Annotated in this window: 23 protein-coding genes, 1 tRNA gene and 1 pseudogene; 22 read left to right on the forward strand and 3 right to left on the reverse strand. The window is 39.5% G+C overall.

Annotated features, from left to right (window positions below; all coding sequences use genetic code 11):
* Positions 1-19: 19 nt before the first annotated feature.
* The 7 genes from AB1467_01315 (at position 20) to AB1467_01345 (ending at position 4,706) form a co-directional block, all read left to right on the forward strand.
* On the forward strand, positions 20-511 hold the full coding sequence (locus tag AB1467_01315) for a TIGR00288 family NYN domain-containing protein (GenBank protein ID MEW6294918.1): 492 nt from the start codon (positions 20-22) through the stop codon (positions 509-511).
* Positions 512-586: 75 nt separating this feature from the next.
* On the forward strand, positions 587-1,090 hold the full coding sequence (locus tag AB1467_01320; protein ID MEW6294919.1) for a DUF2226 domain-containing protein: 504 nt from the start codon (positions 587-589) through the stop codon (positions 1,088-1,090).
* 2 nt (positions 1,091-1,092) lie between these two features.
* Complete coding sequence (locus tag AB1467_01325; GenBank protein ID MEW6294920.1) at positions 1,093-1,542, forward strand: hypothetical protein; 450 nt, start codon at positions 1,093-1,095, stop codon at positions 1,540-1,542.
* A gap of 70 nt (positions 1,543-1,612) precedes the next feature.
* Positions 1,613-2,539 carry a cell division ATPase MinD gene (gene minD, locus AB1467_01330; protein ID MEW6294921.1) on the forward strand — a complete coding sequence of 309 codons (927 nt, stop codon included), beginning with the start codon at positions 1,613-1,615 and terminating at the stop codon, positions 2,537-2,539.
* Between the two features lie 5 nt (positions 2,540-2,544).
* Positions 2,545-2,763, forward strand: coding sequence for an LSm family protein (locus AB1467_01335; protein ID MEW6294922.1), 219 nt, complete (start codon positions 2,545-2,547; stop codon positions 2,761-2,763).
* A 75-nt stretch (positions 2,764-2,838) separates the two neighbouring features.
* Positions 2,839-2,910: transfer RNA gene (locus AB1467_01340), tRNA-Ala, on the forward strand.
* 155 nt (positions 2,911-3,065) lie between these two features.
* Complete coding sequence (locus tag AB1467_01345; GenBank protein MEW6294923.1) at positions 3,066-4,706, forward strand: hypothetical protein; 1,641 nt, start codon at positions 3,066-3,068, stop codon at positions 4,704-4,706.
* A 97-nt stretch (positions 4,707-4,803) separates the two neighbouring features.
* Here the strand turns inward: AB1467_01345 and AB1467_01350 are convergent, their stop codons facing one another.
* Positions 4,804-5,832: a TIGR00269 family protein gene (locus AB1467_01350; protein ID MEW6294924.1), complete on the reverse strand. Its 1,029-nt coding sequence runs from the start codon at positions 5,830-5,832 to the stop codon at positions 4,804-4,806.
* Between the two features lie 87 nt (positions 5,833-5,919).
* Between AB1467_01350 and AB1467_01355 the strand changes: the two genes are divergently transcribed.
* From AB1467_01355 to AB1467_01425, 15 genes and pseudogenes are all read left to right on the forward strand, one after another.
* The gene (locus tag AB1467_01355) at positions 5,920-6,522 is read left to right on the forward strand and encodes a 50S ribosomal protein L15e (protein MEW6294925.1); all 603 of its coding nucleotides are present in this window, start codon (positions 5,920-5,922) and stop codon (positions 6,520-6,522) included.
* A 32-nt stretch (positions 6,523-6,554) separates the two neighbouring features.
* Positions 6,555-6,716, forward strand: coding sequence for a hypothetical protein (locus tag AB1467_01360; protein MEW6294926.1), 162 nt, complete (start codon positions 6,555-6,557; stop codon positions 6,714-6,716).
* A 20-nt stretch (positions 6,717-6,736) separates the two neighbouring features.
* Positions 6,737-7,387 (forward strand): RNase P subunit p30 family protein, encoded by a 651-nt coding sequence (locus tag AB1467_01365; protein ID MEW6294927.1) that lies wholly within the window; start codon positions 6,737-6,739, stop codon positions 7,385-7,387.
* Between the two features lie 41 nt (positions 7,388-7,428).
* The gene (locus AB1467_01370) at positions 7,429-7,785 is read left to right on the forward strand and encodes an Rpp14/Pop5 family protein (GenBank protein ID MEW6294928.1); all 357 of its coding nucleotides are present in this window, start codon (positions 7,429-7,431) and stop codon (positions 7,783-7,785) included.
* 81 nt (positions 7,786-7,866) lie between these two features.
* Positions 7,867-8,607 carry an archaeal proteasome endopeptidase complex subunit alpha gene (locus AB1467_01375; protein MEW6294929.1) on the forward strand — a complete coding sequence of 247 codons (741 nt, stop codon included), beginning with the start codon at positions 7,867-7,869 and terminating at the stop codon, positions 8,605-8,607.
* A gap of 136 nt (positions 8,608-8,743) precedes the next feature.
* Positions 8,744-9,439, forward strand: a complete 696-nt coding sequence (locus AB1467_01380) for a ribosome assembly factor SBDS (GenBank protein MEW6294930.1) — start codon at positions 8,744-8,746, stop codon at positions 9,437-9,439.
* A gap of 40 nt (positions 9,440-9,479) precedes the next feature.
* A complete protein-coding gene (locus AB1467_01385) occupies positions 9,480-10,130 on the forward strand; it encodes an exosome complex protein Rrp4 (GenBank protein ID MEW6294931.1) in 651 nt (216 codons plus the stop codon).
* A gap of 30 nt (positions 10,131-10,160) precedes the next feature.
* Positions 10,161-10,946, forward strand: coding sequence for an exosome complex exonuclease Rrp41 (gene rrp41, locus AB1467_01390; GenBank protein MEW6294932.1), 786 nt, complete (start codon positions 10,161-10,163; stop codon positions 10,944-10,946).
* On the forward strand, positions 10,939-11,718 hold the full coding sequence (gene rrp42 / locus AB1467_01395; protein MEW6294933.1) for an exosome complex protein Rrp42: 780 nt from the start codon (positions 10,939-10,941) through the stop codon (positions 11,716-11,718). The genes rrp41 and rrp42 overlap by 8 nt, the downstream gene beginning before the upstream one ends.
* A 27-nt stretch (positions 11,719-11,745) precedes the next feature.
* Positions 11,746-11,988 (forward strand): annotated as a pseudogene (locus AB1467_01400) (50S ribosomal protein L37ae).
* Between the two features lie 311 nt (positions 11,989-12,299).
* Positions 12,300-12,449, forward strand: a complete 150-nt coding sequence (locus AB1467_01405; GenBank protein ID MEW6294934.1) for a DNA-directed RNA polymerase subunit P — start codon at positions 12,300-12,302, stop codon at positions 12,447-12,449.
* A 22-nt stretch (positions 12,450-12,471) separates the two neighbouring features.
* Positions 12,472-12,960: a hypothetical protein gene (locus tag AB1467_01410; GenBank protein ID MEW6294935.1), complete on the forward strand. Its 489-nt coding sequence runs from the start codon at positions 12,472-12,474 to the stop codon at positions 12,958-12,960.
* Positions 12,944-13,198: a KEOPS complex subunit Pcc1 gene (locus tag AB1467_01415; protein ID MEW6294936.1), complete on the forward strand. Its 255-nt coding sequence runs from the start codon at positions 12,944-12,946 to the stop codon at positions 13,196-13,198. Before AB1467_01410 ends, AB1467_01415 begins: the two co-directional genes overlap by 17 nt.
* Before the next feature lie 9 nt (positions 13,199-13,207).
* On the forward strand, positions 13,208-13,591 hold the full coding sequence (locus AB1467_01420; protein MEW6294937.1) for a prefoldin subunit beta: 384 nt from the start codon (positions 13,208-13,210) through the stop codon (positions 13,589-13,591).
* Complete coding sequence (locus AB1467_01425) at positions 13,592-14,626, forward strand: DHH family phosphoesterase (GenBank protein ID MEW6294938.1); 1,035 nt, start codon at positions 13,592-13,594, stop codon at positions 14,624-14,626. It abuts the gene before it with no gap.
* Between the two features lie 57 nt (positions 14,627-14,683).
* Here the strand turns inward: AB1467_01425 and AB1467_01430 are convergent, their stop codons facing one another.
* Positions 14,684-14,941, reverse strand: coding sequence for a hypothetical protein (locus tag AB1467_01430; GenBank protein MEW6294939.1), 258 nt, complete (start codon positions 14,939-14,941; stop codon positions 14,684-14,686).
* Between the two features lie 74 nt (positions 14,942-15,015).
* Complete coding sequence (locus tag AB1467_01435; protein MEW6294940.1) at positions 15,016-15,312, reverse strand: hypothetical protein; 297 nt, start codon at positions 15,310-15,312, stop codon at positions 15,016-15,018.
* Positions 15,313-15,349: the final 37 nt, after the last annotated feature.

A 15,349-nucleotide genomic window follows, 5' to 3' on the forward strand; every position in this document is an offset into this window, starting at 1 on the left:
GTCGCTTCTTTCTGTATATATGGCAGAAAATGTATTAAGCAGGGTGAAGAAATCCCTCTTCGAAAAAAAGAAGAAAGAAAAACAAGAAAAAAAAAGGAATATTGCAGTATTCGTTGACGGCCCAAACATCCTGAGAAAGGAACTTCAGATTGACTTGGAGGAAGTTAAAAAAGTTTTATCAAATTTTGGGAACATAAAAATAGGGAAAGTCTTCCTGAACCAGTATGCTTCGGACAAGCTTCTTGAGGCAGTAGCCAACCAAGGCTTTGAGGCAGTAATTGCAGTAGGGGATGTTGACGTTTACATGGCTGTGGACGCAACAGAGGCAGTATTCAATCCCTCGATTAACACGATTGCCTTTGTGACAAGGGACTCTGATTTTCTGCCCGCAGTAGTGAAAGCAAAAAGCCACGGAAAAGACACTATTGTTGTATTGGCTGAAGAGGCTTCGGCTGCAGCATTAAAGAACACGGCAGACTATGTCATTGTTTTAGGCAAAAGGAAAGCATGAAGGCAAAGAACACAAATAATTTTTTATTAAGAACCCGCATTAAAATAATTAATGGAATGAATTGCAGGAATTTTTATGGATTTAATTGAAGGCGAAGTAATAGAGCAAGGAAAAAACCTGAAAGAAATAGACTTTAAGGGGGTCATAATCAAATTAATTAATTCAAAATTTTCAGGCTACATCAACCTGCTCATAGAAGGATTTGACGGCCTTGAAGAGGGAACAATTGTGATGAGAACAGGCTCAATAATTGCCTCATCCTATGAGTACTTAAAGCACGGAATAATAGTTAACGGCAATCCTGCTGTGCCCCAATTCTTTAATGCAGCAGGTGCAGCATACGGGGTATTGGACATTTACTCCTTCAAGCCAACGGACGCAGAACTGGTCATTGCAGTAAACCCTAAAGTAAGGGTTACAATAGACATAAGGCAGAGCGATATTGACAAGCTTTACAAGAAAATTTTCTCTGACGTCTACGCAAAAAAAATCCTTGCAATGGTCTCAGAGCAAAAGCCCTCAAAGTACGAGGCATTAAAGAAGCTGGGCTTAGGGGAAGTAGTAGAGAGTGAAACATAAAAATGAGGATAGCTCCAATAAAAGCAATGAAAGCATTCGCTGAAGTATTATTAGGGTTAGACAGCACTCACGTCCCTGAAAGCCAGATAAAAGCAATAAAAGACCTGCTCTCAAAATACAAGTTTGAGGTGACAGGAAAAGACATAAACAAGGTCCTCAGAATCCTCAAGAAAAAGCATTTGGTTGACTCCATCCTCATAACCCAAAAGAATGGATCCATAATTGCAACAACAGAAAATGGTTCAAGCACAGCAGAAGCAATTACAGGCACAGCCTTATGGAATTATATTTCATCAGAGCTCCCAAGGTCAGAGACAGCACTAATAAAAACAAATGCCTGGCACATGATAATGCCCTACAAGCAGAAAATCTACATCATCAAAGCTTCCTCCAATCTAACAACAATAGAACTCAGAGCCCTCGTAAAAGAATTGGAAGAATTTATTTCTTAAAAGAAATAGAACCCTTTATAAAGCTTTAATTCCCAATAATAATAGAAGAAACTTTTTTTTGGGGGAGAAAATGGGAACAGTATACGCTTTGGCCTCAGGAAAAGGCGGCACAGGCAAAACCACTATAACAGCAAACCTAGGAATTGCCTTGGCGCAGAGAGGAAAAAAAGTATTATTGGTTGACGCAGACATTGCAATGGCAAACCTTTCCCTTTACTTGGGAATGCATTCCTCTCCAATTACACTGCATGACGTTCTCTTAGGGGAGTCAACCATCAGGGACTCAATATATGACGGCCCTGGCGGCATAAGTTTTATTCCCTCAGGTTTATCCTTTGAAAGCTACAGGAGGGTTGACTCTGACAGGCTGGGCCAGGTAATTGGGACAGTGAAAGAAGACTATGATTTCGTTTTAATGGATGGTCCTGCAGGAATAGAAAAGAATGTCATGGCAACTCTTGCAGCATCTGATTCAATCCTGTTGATTACAATGCCAATAAGCCCTTCAATTGCTGATGTCCTCAAAACAAAAATTGTTGCTCAAAGGCTTGGAGCAAAACCTATTGGCGTAATAGTGAATTTCGTTAGAGGAGAGAAAGGGGAGATAACAGCAGACGACATTTCAAAAATGCTGGAACTTCCAATTTACGGCATGATTCCATACGATGACGACCTGAGAAGGAGTTTCATGCAGGAAAAAATTATTCCAACAATCCTCACCAAGCCTAAATCAAATGGAGTAATGGCAATACAAGATGTTGCAGCAAAGCTTTCAGGAGCGCCAATAAAAATCGGAATAAAAAAAATTGGCCCAATAAAAGCATTTTTAAACAAATTGGCATCCATTTTTAAGAGAAAGCCAAAGCAGCCTAAACCGGAAAAACCAGAGAAAATAAAAAAAGAAAAAAAGCAGGCAGAAAAAGAAATAAGAGAAGAAAAAGAAGAGGAAGAAGAGTTCCCGGAAATAAGCGAAGAAAACATTGAATTAAAAAGGTGAAATTAATGACGAACAGACCATTCGATCTATTGAACGACTCAGTGGGAAAAGAGGTATTGGTAGTATTAAAAGGAGAGCTTTCAATAAGGGGCGTCCTAAAGGCTTTCGATGTACACATGAACATCCTCCTAGAAAACGCAGAGGAATTCCAGGACGGCCAAATCAAAAAAAAGTACGGCAAACTAATCCTCAGAGGGGATAATGTAATACTAATCAGCCCTTAATTTTTTCAGAATAAAAAAACAACTCTAATTCTGCTCAATTAAAAAAATTATTCAATTAAAAATTAGTTACTTGAAGGGCTGGTGGCGAAATGGCATCGCACCCCCTTGGCATGGGGGAGGCTCCGGGTTCGAGTCCCGGCCAGTCCATCTAGCTTTTCTTTTTTCACAAAAAAGAAAAGTACAGTCTGCAAAAGAAAAAAGGGTAATTACCATAAAAGAAATTTTTTTATCCGAATTCTTCCATTAGGTTTTTATTTTATTAATCCTATTTTTTTATGAAAAGAAGAATAATTGGTTTTTGCATGGAGAAAAAAGAGGTTCTGCTTGAGAGCATTAGAAGGCTGTTCCAGTTAAATGTCTCGGACGAAGAAATAGTAATTGAACTGCAGGACGTAGGATTAAGCGCAGAAGATGCAAGAGAACTGATAAGAGAGGCAAGAGGTGAAACCAAAGCACAGCAGGCTGTCCAGCCAAAAAAATTGTCTGAAATGACAGCAGAAGAGAGAAGGGATTTCAGGGCGACAAGAAGGGGCGGAAAAGCAGAAGAAATAATGATCCCCCAGGAAGTGCTCAAGCAGGCAGAAAAAGCAATCTCGCAAAAAGAAAAGCAAACAGAAAAAGAATTGACTGAAGAAGAAGAGCCAGAGGAAGTGGAAGAAGAAGTCAAAGCAGGCCCTCCAAGAAAAACAAAAGAAAAATTTGCGGGCAGAGAAAAACCAGGGGGCATCTGGGAGAAAGGAATACTTACAACCATAAACGAGAAACTAGAAGAAATTGAAGGAATAGAAGAAAACATAAATAAGGTAATGGACTCAAAGCTGCAGAAACTGTTCGAGAAAGAAGCAAAAAAGAACAAAGTGCTATTCGATTCAGAGTACTCCCTGCTTTTGGAAAAAATAAATTCCACTCTAGCGCAGAAAACAGAAGAATTCAACAAGATGATGAAAGCAAAAATGCTGGAATTAGATAAGGCAAGCAAGAACTACCTTGATTTAATGCAGAAAGAGTCAGCAAAAAAACAGATAACGCAAGGACTAATAGAAGAATTGAATTCCAAGATTGAGGATATAACAAAAACAAGAAAGAAAATGCAGGAACAGTTCAGCGCAGAAATAGATAAAGTGAAAGCGCAGTCAGCGAGCTTCAGTGGCAATATTGAAGGCAAAATAGATGAAATGGAGGAAAAAATAAATAAGGCATTAGAATTGGAAGTAAAAATAACCGAAGGCCTTGTGGCTGACGCTGAAGACAAAATAAAGGAATTCATTTCGCGGAAAGAAGGGGAAATAACAAAAGAGTTCTCCGGCATAAAAGGAAGGCCTGCACAGCAGGAAGACGTAACAAGGTTTCTGGCTGAAGTCAAAAAGCTTGACTCATTCAAGCAAAGCCTCCAAGACCAGGTAACCCAATCAAAGAATGAACTGGAGAACATTAAAGGTGAATTAAAGAAACTTATTGCAGCCCAAATGGTTGAGGCCTCAACTGAAACAGAAAACAAGATCAATGAATTGTTCGAGGAAAGAAAAGACGAACTGAAGGCTTTCGGCAAGGACTTGACAAAAAAACTGAACTTGAATGAGTTCGCCCAGAAAATGGAGGAACTCAATTTATTCAAGGACCAATTCATTAAAATGATTGACAAGAATGTATCAGAATTAAAGCAGACAAGACAAGAAATAGAAGAGGAAACAGACAAGAAATCCAAATTGATTGACTCAAAAATCAATGCAGTAGACAGGAAAATGAAGGAACTGGCAGAATTCGAGAAAAACTTCGCCAAAGAAATGGGCCTGCAAGTAGAAAAGCTCATTGAAAAAAAGAAGAAGTCAGCAGAAGTAAAAATGGCCCGCAAATTAATCCCAAAAAAAGCCGAAGCCAGAAAACTAGGCAAGAAAGCCCTGCGCGAAACAATAAAAAAAGTGAAAAGAAAAAGGAAACGCTAATTAAAAAATTCTGAAATTGGGCTTGGCCGGAATCGGACCGGCTGCTTCCACCATGTCAAGGTGGCGTCATGCCAATAGACCACAAGCCCTTTTTTTTTTACTTCAATTTCTTTGTTTGAGCGCAGGAAAGCCTTCCCTCTTTCTTTGCTTCAGTCTTTCTTGCACTAACAATTTTTTGTCTGCTTAAATTTTTTAATTTACTGCAGAGAGCGCAGAGTTCTTTAGAGCTGGGGGCACCGCAGAAAGAGCATTCCTTGAGCTCTGCCTTTTTGTATTTTCCTTCAATCAAAGGCTTTAATTGCATGAAAAACCTTAAAATTGAATACTTTGTTCCGGGGAATTTTGACTCCATCTGATTTATCATAGACCTGAATTCATTTCTTTTGGCCTGCCAGGAGAAAGGGCAGCATTCTTCTCCGTAATACTTTATTCCCTTGAAGTTCGCGTAAGCAATTATTTCGCTTTCAGGGCACTCATACAAAGGCTTAATTCTCGGAACAAATTGGTGAAAGGCCTTTACTCCTGCAATAGGGCCAAGCCTTGCCATCCTAAGCAGGTCGTTATCAAAAAAATTCATTGCAATACTTTGAACTTCGTCATCCAAATTATGGCCTGTGGCAATCTTGTCCGCCTTTAATTCCATGCTCACGGCATTGAGAAGATGCCTTCTCATGGGGCCACAGAAGGAACAGCTTGAACCCAATTCTTCTTTTCCTTCAATTTTATTCATTATCTCCTGCATTGTTATGCCGAACCTTTCCTTGAATTTCACTATTTTATAGGGAACCTTCCATTGCCTGCACTGCATTACAGCAGTCTTCAGGGCTTTATCCCTGTAGCCCTTAATTCCCTCATCCAACATTAAAGCGGTTAATTCATTGCTCTTGGAGAAGAATTCATTCAAGAGAAAAAGCGTTGTAAGAGAGTCCTTGCCTCCTGAAACTCCCACAGCAATTCTCTCTCCAGGCTTGATTAAACGGAACTTCCTTACTGTTTTCTTTACCCTCCTCTCAAAGAATTCAAGGAAATGCTTCTCGCAGAAGTAATGAGGCCCATAAGCAAGAAAGATCTTGTGAGGCCTGCTGCACCTGTCGCATTTCCTTTGCCTTGATTCCTTCAATTCCATTACCTTTTAAATTTCTTTCCCTTTAAAGATTTAGTAATAAATTAGGTATTATAAAACCTATTTTTTCAGTTTTTTTAGAGTGAAAAAATGAGTTTCACGCAAGCAGTAAAGCAAACATTCCAGAAGGAATTTAAAGGGGAGAAGGACTCCTTTTATGACTACAAGAAAATCCAGAGGGAAAGACTGATAGAGTACAGGAAAGAGCCTCTGGCAGTAAAAAGAATAGGGAAGCCCACTAATATTCCTAGAGCGCACACTTTAGGCTATAAAGCAAAGCCAGGCTTTGTTGTAGTGAGAGTTAGAGTAAGGAAAGGCTCTGGAGTCCACAGGAGGCCTTCGAGGGCTAGAAGGCCGAAAAGGATGGGGGTAAACAAGTTAACCAGAAGGAAGTCTGTTCAGGCAATAGCTGAAATCAGGGCTTCAAGAAAGTATCCTAACTTGGAGGTATTAAATTCTTACTGGATTGGAGAGGACGGAAAAAACAAGTATTATGAAATAATCCTTGTTGACCCCCATAATCCTTCAATTAAAGCAGACAAGGAAATAAACTGGATCTGCAATAAAAACCAGAGGGGAAGGGCAGAGAGAGGCCTGACCTCAGCAGCAAAGAAAAGCAGGGGCCTCAAAAAGAAAGGCTTCGGCGCAGAAAAGGTCAGGCCAAGCAGAAGGGCACACGACAGGCAAGCATAATTTTTTGATATATTCCTTTAATTTTATTATATATGAAAAAATGTTTTTGCGGCGGCAGCCTAACCGAAGAAACGGCAGTTACCCCTGAAAAAATTAACTATAAATACTTTAAATGCATTAAATGCAACGAAGAATTTTTGAGTTTAGGGCAATTGCATGAAGCAGCTGAAAATTATAGAGTAATTAAAAAATAATCCTTCAATAAAATGTTTTTATGTTCGACCTGGTTTTTTTTAGCGAGAGAATTTCTGATTTGAAGGCAATAGCAGAAACTGAAAGCAGGCTGGGCAACAATACAGTAATCCTTGCAAAAAACTTTCATTCAGAAAAAGAATTGAATGAATTAAAAGAAAAAATTAAAGGAATAAACTTTAAATTTAAACTGTGCCATTTAATTACCGCCCCTGAACCAAAAGAACTCAACAAATTCAAGGGCAAAGCACTGGTTGCAGTGCTTGGAGGGAATGTTACCTTGAACAAGTTTGCTGTGAGCACCAAGGGAATTGATTTCCTGCTTCAGCCATGCAATGAAGGCCAATTAAGCTTTGATACAGCAATAGCGCAGACAGCAGCAGACAATGGAATTCCAATTGCTTTTGCCTTCAGCCAATTCCTTGAAATGGAAGGAGTAAGAAGAAGGGCCCTCTTCAGGAATTATTCTTTTACCTCAAGGCTCATAAGAAAATTCAAGTTGGAATGCATGATGTTCAGCGGGGCAAAAGGCCTTGGGCAGATGAGAAGCATTAAAGACTTAACCTCAGTACTTGTATTACTGGGTTTCACTAGAGAGCAGGCTGAAAGGCTTGCTGAAAGGAGTGCTTTGGAACTGTTCACGCAACGCGAACAATATGTTTATAAAAAGTAAACAGCATGAAAAAAAATTTGAATAATTGATCAGGTGAAAAAATGAAGCCTTTAAAAAAATCATTGAATGCAATCCCTCTTTCCCTGAGGGACAGGAAGCGCTACATAGTATTTGAATTGATTTCAGACAAAAAGTTGAGCGGGAAAGAGCTGAATTTTTCCTTGAATAAATTATTCCTGCAATTGTATGGGGAGATAGGCTTTTCTAAAATGAATTTGTCCTTGATTAAATTCAATGAAGAGAATGGGAAGGGCATTCTGAGGTGCAGGCATTCCTTCCTTGAAGAAGCAAAGGCAGGAATCATGTTTTTGAGCAACAAAGCGAATGAAATCAAGTTGATTCCAAGAATAGTGCGCGTTACAGGTACTGCAAGGAAGGCAAAGGAATTGATTGCCTGAACCTTAAGTAAAGCTTTAAAAACTATTTATGGAAAAAATAATAAGATAGGAGAAAAGGAAAAAGAAAAGAGGGGTTATGGATTGTATCCTGTTTCTAGGGCTCAAACAGCAGCATACGACAGAGTTGCCACAATGTTCTCGCCTGACGGAAGGCTTTACCAAGTTGAATATGCTTCAAAGATTGTGGAGCAAGGAACTTTAGGGTTAGGCCTGATTTACGATAAAGGCATACTCTTGGGGGCAGACAAAAAGGTAACCTCCCCGCTAATACTGCCAGACTCAATAGAGAAATTATTTATAATTGACGACAAGATAGGGGCAATAAGTTCAGGCCTTGTTGGAGATGCAAGAAGGCTTGTGCAGGTTGCAAGGCAGGAATGCCAGGAAAATTATTATTACTACGAGGAATTACTGGACGTTGAAACTCTAGTAAAAAGGATTTCAGGGGTAATGCAGATCTTCACCCAGTACGGCGGCATGAGGCCTTTCGGGGTAAGCCTGATAATTGGAGGCATAGACTCTGACGGAACAAAAAAATTGTTCGAGACAGAGCCTTCAGGGGCCTTGGCTGAATACAGCGCTATAGCAATAGGGAAAGGGAAAAAAGAGGCAATGAAGGTGCTGGAGAAGGATTACACTTCAAACATCAAGTTCGAGGAAGGAGTGAACTTGCTTATAAATGCAATAAAGAAAAGCCTTGCAGAGACAGAAAAACTGGACTACAACAGGCTGGACTTTGCCTTCATTGAAGAAGCAAAAAAGATTACAAAAATAGGCAAAAGCGAATTAAAGTCAATAATGTCAAAAGCAAAACAGCAGTAATCAATTGAATTTCAAAGTTCAAATAAAAAATTTTGTTTATTTCATTTCAAGCAAAGCTTGAAACATTTCAATCCACTTCAGTTGAATTGAAATCCTTTAATTTTTTGGTTCACTTCATAAAAAAAGGTTTAATTTTATGGTGAAAGTCAGCGAGGCAGTAATAGCAAGATACGAGCATTCAGGAGAAAAATTCGAGGTATTAGTTGACCCGAACCTTGCAATGGAGTTGAAGAAAGGAAATCAAGTGAACTTCGATGAATTGCTTGCAATTGACTCAGTATTCAAGGATTCAGCAAAAGGACAGGAAGCCAGCCCTGAATCAATAAACAAGGTATTCCATACAACAGAAATAAAGGAGGTAGCAAGACAAATAATACTGCACGGCAGAGTGCAATTGACCACAGAACAGAAAAGGGAAATGACAGAGCAGAGGAGAAAAGAAATAATAGACTTCATAGCAAAAAACGCAATGAACCCTCAAACAAGTTCCCCTCACCCGCCGCAGAGAATAGAGAACGCACTCCAGGAAGCCCGCATTACAGTAGACCCCATGAAGAGCGTTTCAGAGCAGGTTCCGGAAATAATAAAAGAAATCAGGAAGCTCATACCGATTTCATTCGAGAAACTCAAGATTGCAGTAAAAATTCCCGCGCAGTACGCAGGAAAAGCAAATTTTGTATTACACAAATACGAGGTAAAGCAGGAGGAATGGCTCAAGGACGGCTCGCTTGCAGTAGTAGTAGAAGTGCCGGCAGGAATGAAAGCAGAATTATTCAATGAATTAAATCATCTGACGCACGGTCAAATAGAATCAAAAATTCTGGAAAGATGACTTCAAAAAAACTAAAATTAAAAAACAGGAGAATTAAATTATGACCAAAAAAATTGTAATACCCGGAGAACTGGTTACAGAGGAAAGGAAAAGGCTTGGAGACCATGTCTTCGTAAGAGACGGAAAAATTTATTCTGATGTGTTAGGGTTAGTGGAAGAAGACCCGAAGATTGCGTCAGTTGTACCACTTGAAGGAACCTACAAGCCCAAATTAAACGACATAATAATCGGGGTAATTGTCTCAGAGACATTCTCTGGGTTCATGACAGACATAAATTCCTTTTACAATTCATTCCTCTCAAAAGAGAAAGTGAATGAGCCATTAAGGCCTGGCTCAATAATTTCAGCAAAAATTGTTAGAGTGAACGAAGTAAACGAGGCAGACTTGGACGATGTAAGGGTATTCTACGGAGGCGAAATCATTTCCCTCTCACCAGTGAAAGTGCCCAGGGTAATAGGAAAGAACGGCTCAATGATGGAGGTCCTCAAGAAAGGCACAAACTCAAACTTTGTAGTTGGAAGAAACGGAAGGATTTGGGCTAAGGGAGGGAACATTGAATTGCTTGCACAGGCAATAGAAAAGATAGCAAGGGAAGCCCACCAGTCAAACCTCACAAACAAGATAACAGAATTCCTTGCACAGCAAAGGAATGTACTAATGAACAACAGCGTGAATAACAACGCAAAATAAATTAATGTTTAATTCTAAAGGTGGAAAAAAATGACGGCAAAAGAAGAAAAAGAAAAAAAGAAAGAAAAAGAAGAAAAAAAAATTTACGTTAACAAGAAAGGATTAAGGCTTGACGGAAGGACAATAGACCAATTAAGAGAAATAAAAATAATGGCAGGTGTTCTCCCCAGGGCGAACGGTTCAGCCTACATTGAATGGGGGCAAAACAAGATTCTTGCCTCAGTGCACGGGCCAAGGGAAGCAATACCTAAACACACAGCAAACCCTTACAAGGCAATAGTCAGGTTTGACTACAGGATGGCAACATTCTCCGTGCCTGAAAGAAAGAGCCCTAAGCCAGGAAGAAGAGACATAGAAATAAGCAAGGTGTGCGGTGAAGCACTCGAAAAAGCAATCTTCCTGGAACAGTACCCTAATACCGCAATAGATATATGGGTTGAAGTATTAGACTCAAATGCAGGCAGCAGGGTGGCATCACTAACTGCGGCTTCAGTTGCATTGACAGACGCAGGCATTCCAATGAGAGACCTCATCTCATCTGTAGCAGTTGGAAGAATTGACGGAACGATTGTATTGGACTTAAACAAGGATGAAGAGGATGCACCAGATGCAGTAGACATGCCTTTAGGCATTCTGCCAAACACAAAGGAAATTGTACTGCTTCAAATGGACGGCTTAATGAAAAAAGAGGAATTCGACAAAGCCTTTGAATTAGGAATTCAGGGCTGCATGCAAGTCTACCAAAAACAAATAGAAGCACTAAAGAAAAAATATTCATTGGAAGAAAACATTGTGAAAGGTGAACAAAATGAGTAACATTATGTGGGAACTCCACTCAGACAAGATATTGAACTTAATAAAAGAAGGAAAAAGAATTGACGGAAGGCCATTAAACGATTACAGGAAGGTTTCAATTCAAAGAAATCCATTCCAGAACGCAGAAGGCTCAGCAAGGGTGCTCCTCGGGGAAACAGACGTAATTGTAGGAGTAAAATTTGATATAGGAGAGCCATATCCTGACATGCAAGACGAAGGAACAATCTTGGTTGGAGCAGAGCTCCTTCCACTGGCTTCACCCACCTTTGAGTCAGGACCTCCTGACGAAGAATCAATTGAATTAGCAAGAGTGGTTGACAGGGGCATAAGGGAAAGCAAGGCAATAGACTTCAAGAAATTGTGCATAAAAGAAGGAGAACATGTTTTCATGGTGTTCGTTGACTTGTACGCAATAAATTATGATGGCAACCTCTTTGATGCATGCTCTATTGGGGCGCTTGCAAGCCTCTTAGATGCAAAAATACCAAAACAGGAAGACGGAAAAATAATAAAAGGAGAGTACGAAGGAAAATTAAAGCTTTTAAGGAAGCCATTGCTAAGCACTTTCGCAAAAATTGGAACAACAATGGTGTTAGACCCAACACTTGCAGAGGAAAAAGCAATGAGCGCAAGGCTTTCAATTGCAACAACAGAGGACGACCAAATTTCAGCATTACAGAAAGGAGGCAGTGGATCACTGACAGCACAGGACATAAGCAATTCAATTGAAACAGCAATAAGCAAAACAAAAGAATTAAGGAAACTTATATGAAAAGAATTTTTCAGGCGGTTCTTTAAAATGGGCAAAACAGAAAAAGTAAAAACAACAGGGCGCTTTGGGGCAAGATACGGTGTAGGCATAAGGAAAAGGATAATAAAAATTGAATCAGAGCAGAGGAAAAAGCATTTATGCCCTAAGTGCGGTTTCACTAGAGTGAAAAGAAAAGGCACTGGAGTGTATTACTGCACTAAATGCGAAACAGAATTTGCGGGCGGGGCATACCTTCCTGAAACAATGACAGGCGGCATAATAAAAAAGATGGTCACACAGAAAAGCTTCCTGCCAAACCTTGAAGTATTAATGGAAGCCAAAGAACTTGAAGAAAAAGGGGGCGTCACCCCAGAATTAATAGAAGAAATATCTGGAGAAAAAGAAGAAAGAGAACTGCCTGAAGAAAAAAGGGAAAAGGAAAAGCCGAGAGAAGAAAAGCAAAAAGAAAAATTCAGGAAAGAGAAAGAAGAAAGAAAACCCGAAAAGAAAGAGAAAAAAGAGGAAAGAAAGAAAGAGGGAAAAGGCATAATAGGGAAAGCCAAGTCTCTCTTCCAGCTAAAAAAAGAAAAAAGTGATAAAAAATGAAAAAAGAAGAAGGAAGATACAGGTGCCCTAAATGCAATGAATTCTTCGATTTAGCGTCAGGCGCCATTGTAAGATGCCCTTCCTGCGCAAGCAAGATAGTATTAAAGCAAAGGCAGCCTGTGCTAAAAAAAATTGAGGCAATCTAAAAAAAAGAGTAAGTGACTTTCATTGATCGCTACTACTTCCAGAAAGGCTTCAAGGCGCACTATTTCTCTTGCAAAAGAACTCAACAACTCAATTCCTAGCGCAAGATATGTTTCCAGGGGAAAACGGTCAATAGAGCAATTAGGGCAATCAGCCTTGCAGGAGGGAAAACAGTTCCTGCTGATTGTAGTAGAAGAATACGGCAACCCAAGCGAGATAAGAATAATCAAAATCCATGAAAAGCAGTGGGGTTATTTTGCCACACTAAAAATTTCACTCCAGAAACTGCGGAAGGAATCAAGCAAATTCAAGTCAAAAATTGAATTATTGAATATTTCAGTTGAATCCCCTCAACTCAAGAAACTGGTTGAAGAATTAGGCATCCACTCAGGCAAGAGCTCTCACTTCACCCTTTCAGAAAAAAACAGTGTAATGGATTTCCTGAAAGAAGGCAAGAGCATTGGCCCGAAAATAAAAATAAAAGAGATTGTCTTCAATGAAGCCCAAATATGAATTCAGCCTGAAGGTATTGTTTCCTTCAGCAGAAAACGCTGAAGTTATAATTAATTCCTTTAAGCCGGAGTTTAAGAGAGAACCATCAAACAGGGCTTCCTCCAGAGCGTTAAGAAAAAAAAATGTTCTGCAATTGAATATTAAGGCATTGGACTTAACTGCATTAAAAGCTTCAATGAATTCAGCCTTGAAAGCAATAATTTTATCCCATAAATTAATTGAATTGCAAACCAAATAAAATTTGAAAATGCAAAAAAAAGGAGGCAAAAAAATGAACGAAGACATACAGCAGGACGTAATGGAATTCGATAAAAGCAGGAGCCAGTTGCTCAACATTACAGCGCAGAAACAGCAGATGCAGTTCCAGAGCAATTCACTGAACGAGGCATTGAACGAATTAGAGAAAACAAAAGAAAAAAAAGTATACAAGGCAGTAGGCAATATCCTCGTGCTAGTTCCAACAGATGCAGTGAAAAAGGAATTGAAAGACCAAAAGGAATCAGCAGACCTGAGAATAAAAACCTTACAGAAACAGGAAGACCTTACAATAGAGAAACTGAACAAGCTAAAGCACAAGATTGAATCAAAAGGCGAAAAGGCACCAGAAGAAGAAAAAGAAGAAGCAAAGTGATTGCAATTGCATTCACACCCTTCATTCAATTCATTCCTGCACTCAATCAAAGGAAAAAAAATTGCCCTCCTCACGCACAGCGGGGCAGACGTTGACGCCCTCGCTTCAGCTTCCTCACTCTATTTCGCGCTCAAACCAGAATTCAAAACAAAAATAATTATTCCAGACCACATTTCATTGAATGCAAAAATCCTTGCAGGGAAAACCCAAACCCCTTACACCATAAATGCTAATTCCCTCAGCGAATTCAAAGCCCTCATCATAGTAGACTTGAATTCCATTGAAATGCTGGGCTCAATGAAAAAAAAAGTGCTTTCCTTCAAGGGCCCAATCCTCCTCATAGACCATCACACAAAAACTTCTCATCTTCCAAAAACAAAAAACTTCCATTCAATAATCGACCCAAAAAAAGTGAGTTCAACAGAGATTGTTTTTTATCTACTGAAAGAAAGCAAAATCAAGCTGAACCCTAAGACTGCCTCGCTGCTCGCAGCAGGCATTATTACCGACTCAGCAGGCTTCCATGTGGCTGACTCTGACACTTTTTCTTCAATGGCTGAATTAATGAAGCAGTCAAAGAAAAGCTTTTCAGAAATAACAGAATTGTTTGAGTCAAAGCCTGAGCCAAGCCAGAAGATAGCAAAGCTGAAGGCAGCAAAAAGAGCCAGAATTTACAGGACTGGAGAATTCATTATTGTTACAGCAGAGATAGGGGCATTTGAAGCAGACGCTGCCTCAATACTGACAAGATTGGGCGCAGACCTTGCCTTTGCAGGCAAAGCAGAAAAAGGCCTCATAAGATTGAGTGCTCGCGCGAATAATTTCTTTATCCTAAAAACAAGAATTGATTTAGCCAAAGACATTCTTTCAAAACTGGACAAAAAATTTGAAGGCAATTCAGGGGGTCATTCAGGGGCAGCAGGCTTCAACGGCAAAGGCGAGAGCATAGAGAAAGTGTTCTCTGAATGCCTTGCCTTGCTAAAAGAATTCCTTAAGCTTAAAAGCTTGAATGCAGAAACAAAAGAATACACTTAATCAGATAATTAAAGCAAATTAAAAAAAAGAAAATGAATTAAAAAAGAAAAGATTCATTCAAGGCTTGCATGTTGTCATATTGTCAATCATGCATCTCTGGTGGCATTCAATCCAACTGCACTGTGAGCCATCGGAAATATAATTGTCGCAAACGGCCTCACATTGAATAGATTTCTGCACTTGACTCTGCTGTATTTGAATAGCGCTACCAGTGTTAGCTGAGATTGTTCCAAGCAAGACAAGTTCCACTATCAAAGTGATTACCAGAGCTGCTATAAAAATTGAAGCCATCCTGTAGATTTTTGCTTCTGCCATTATTTCTCCTCCTTTTTTTTGTCAATTAAAATTTTAATAATTATAATAGAACTTTGAACTTGTATTTAAAGCTTTCACTCTATCCTGACTTTTGAGACAAAAGAGCATGGCTTGCAGTCGGATGCATTCTCTTCAACGTACCATCCGTCCTTTAATTCGGAGCTTCCTTTAACGTAAATGTGAAGGCTTCCGCTTGAATCACAGTAAGCGTCAGGCAGGGAGCCATTATATTTAAAGCAGTCTTTTGCGAGAGGCATTGGAACAAAGGCATGGCCTGAGAAGGCAAGATAGATTGAAGAGGCATAGCCTGCAATGAAGCCCAAGACCAAGGCAATTAATGTGAATTTCCATTTAACTCCTTTTTCTCCCATTCAATCAACTCCAAAAAAACATTCAATTCAATTAAAT

The organism is Candidatus Diapherotrites archaeon, assembly GCA_040755695.1.
Classification (GTDB): Archaea; Iainarchaeota; Iainarchaeia; order Iainarchaeales; family 1-14-0-10-31-34; genus JBFMAK01.

Coding starts and splice junctions, on each gene's coding strand:
- AB1467_01370 (MEW6294928.1), top strand. CDS start 7,429: ATGAAGCCTTTAAAAAAATCATTGAATGCAATCCCTCTTTCCCTGAGG.
- AB1467_01435 (MEW6294940.1), bottom strand. CDS start 15,312: ATGGGAGAAAAAGGAGTTAAATGGAAATTCACATTAATTGCCTTGGTC.
- AB1467_01405 (MEW6294934.1), top strand. CDS start 12,300: ATGAAAAAAGAAGAAGGAAGATACAGGTGCCCTAAATGCAATGAATTC.
- AB1467_01420 (MEW6294937.1), top strand. CDS start 13,208: ATGCAAAAAAAAGGAGGCAAAAAAATGAACGAAGACATACAGCAGGAC.
- AB1467_01415 (MEW6294936.1), top strand. CDS start 12,944: ATGAAGCCCAAATATGAATTCAGCCTGAAGGTATTGTTTCCTTCAGCA.
- AB1467_01345 (MEW6294923.1), top strand. CDS start 3,066: ATGGAGAAAAAAGAGGTTCTGCTTGAGAGCATTAGAAGGCTGTTCCAG.
- AB1467_01355 (MEW6294925.1), top strand. CDS start 5,920: ATGAGTTTCACGCAAGCAGTAAAGCAAACATTCCAGAAGGAATTTAAA.
- AB1467_01360 (MEW6294926.1), top strand. CDS start 6,555: ATGAAAAAATGTTTTTGCGGCGGCAGCCTAACCGAAGAAACGGCAGTT.
- AB1467_01350 (MEW6294924.1), bottom strand. CDS start 5,832: ATGGAATTGAAGGAATCAAGGCAAAGGAAATGCGACAGGTGCAGCAGG.
- AB1467_01385 (MEW6294931.1), top strand. CDS start 9,480: ATGACCAAAAAAATTGTAATACCCGGAGAACTGGTTACAGAGGAAAGG.
- rrp41 (MEW6294932.1), top strand. CDS start 10,161: ATGACGGCAAAAGAAGAAAAAGAAAAAAAGAAAGAAAAAGAAGAAAAA.
- AB1467_01365 (MEW6294927.1), top strand. CDS start 6,737: ATGTTCGACCTGGTTTTTTTTAGCGAGAGAATTTCTGATTTGAAGGCA.
- AB1467_01430 (MEW6294939.1), bottom strand. CDS start 14,941: ATGGCAGAAGCAAAAATCTACAGGATGGCTTCAATTTTTATAGCAGCT.
- AB1467_01335 (MEW6294922.1), top strand. CDS start 2,545: ATGACGAACAGACCATTCGATCTATTGAACGACTCAGTGGGAAAAGAG.
- AB1467_01315 (MEW6294918.1), top strand. CDS start 20: ATGGCAGAAAATGTATTAAGCAGGGTGAAGAAATCCCTCTTCGAAAAA.
- AB1467_01380 (MEW6294930.1), top strand. CDS start 8,744: ATGGTGAAAGTCAGCGAGGCAGTAATAGCAAGATACGAGCATTCAGGA.
- minD (MEW6294921.1), top strand. CDS start 1,613: ATGGGAACAGTATACGCTTTGGCCTCAGGAAAAGGCGGCACAGGCAAA.
- AB1467_01325 (MEW6294920.1), top strand. CDS start 1,093: ATGAGGATAGCTCCAATAAAAGCAATGAAAGCATTCGCTGAAGTATTA.
- AB1467_01320 (MEW6294919.1), top strand. CDS start 587: ATGGATTTAATTGAAGGCGAAGTAATAGAGCAAGGAAAAAACCTGAAA.
- rrp42 (MEW6294933.1), top strand. CDS start 10,939: ATGAGTAACATTATGTGGGAACTCCACTCAGACAAGATATTGAACTTA.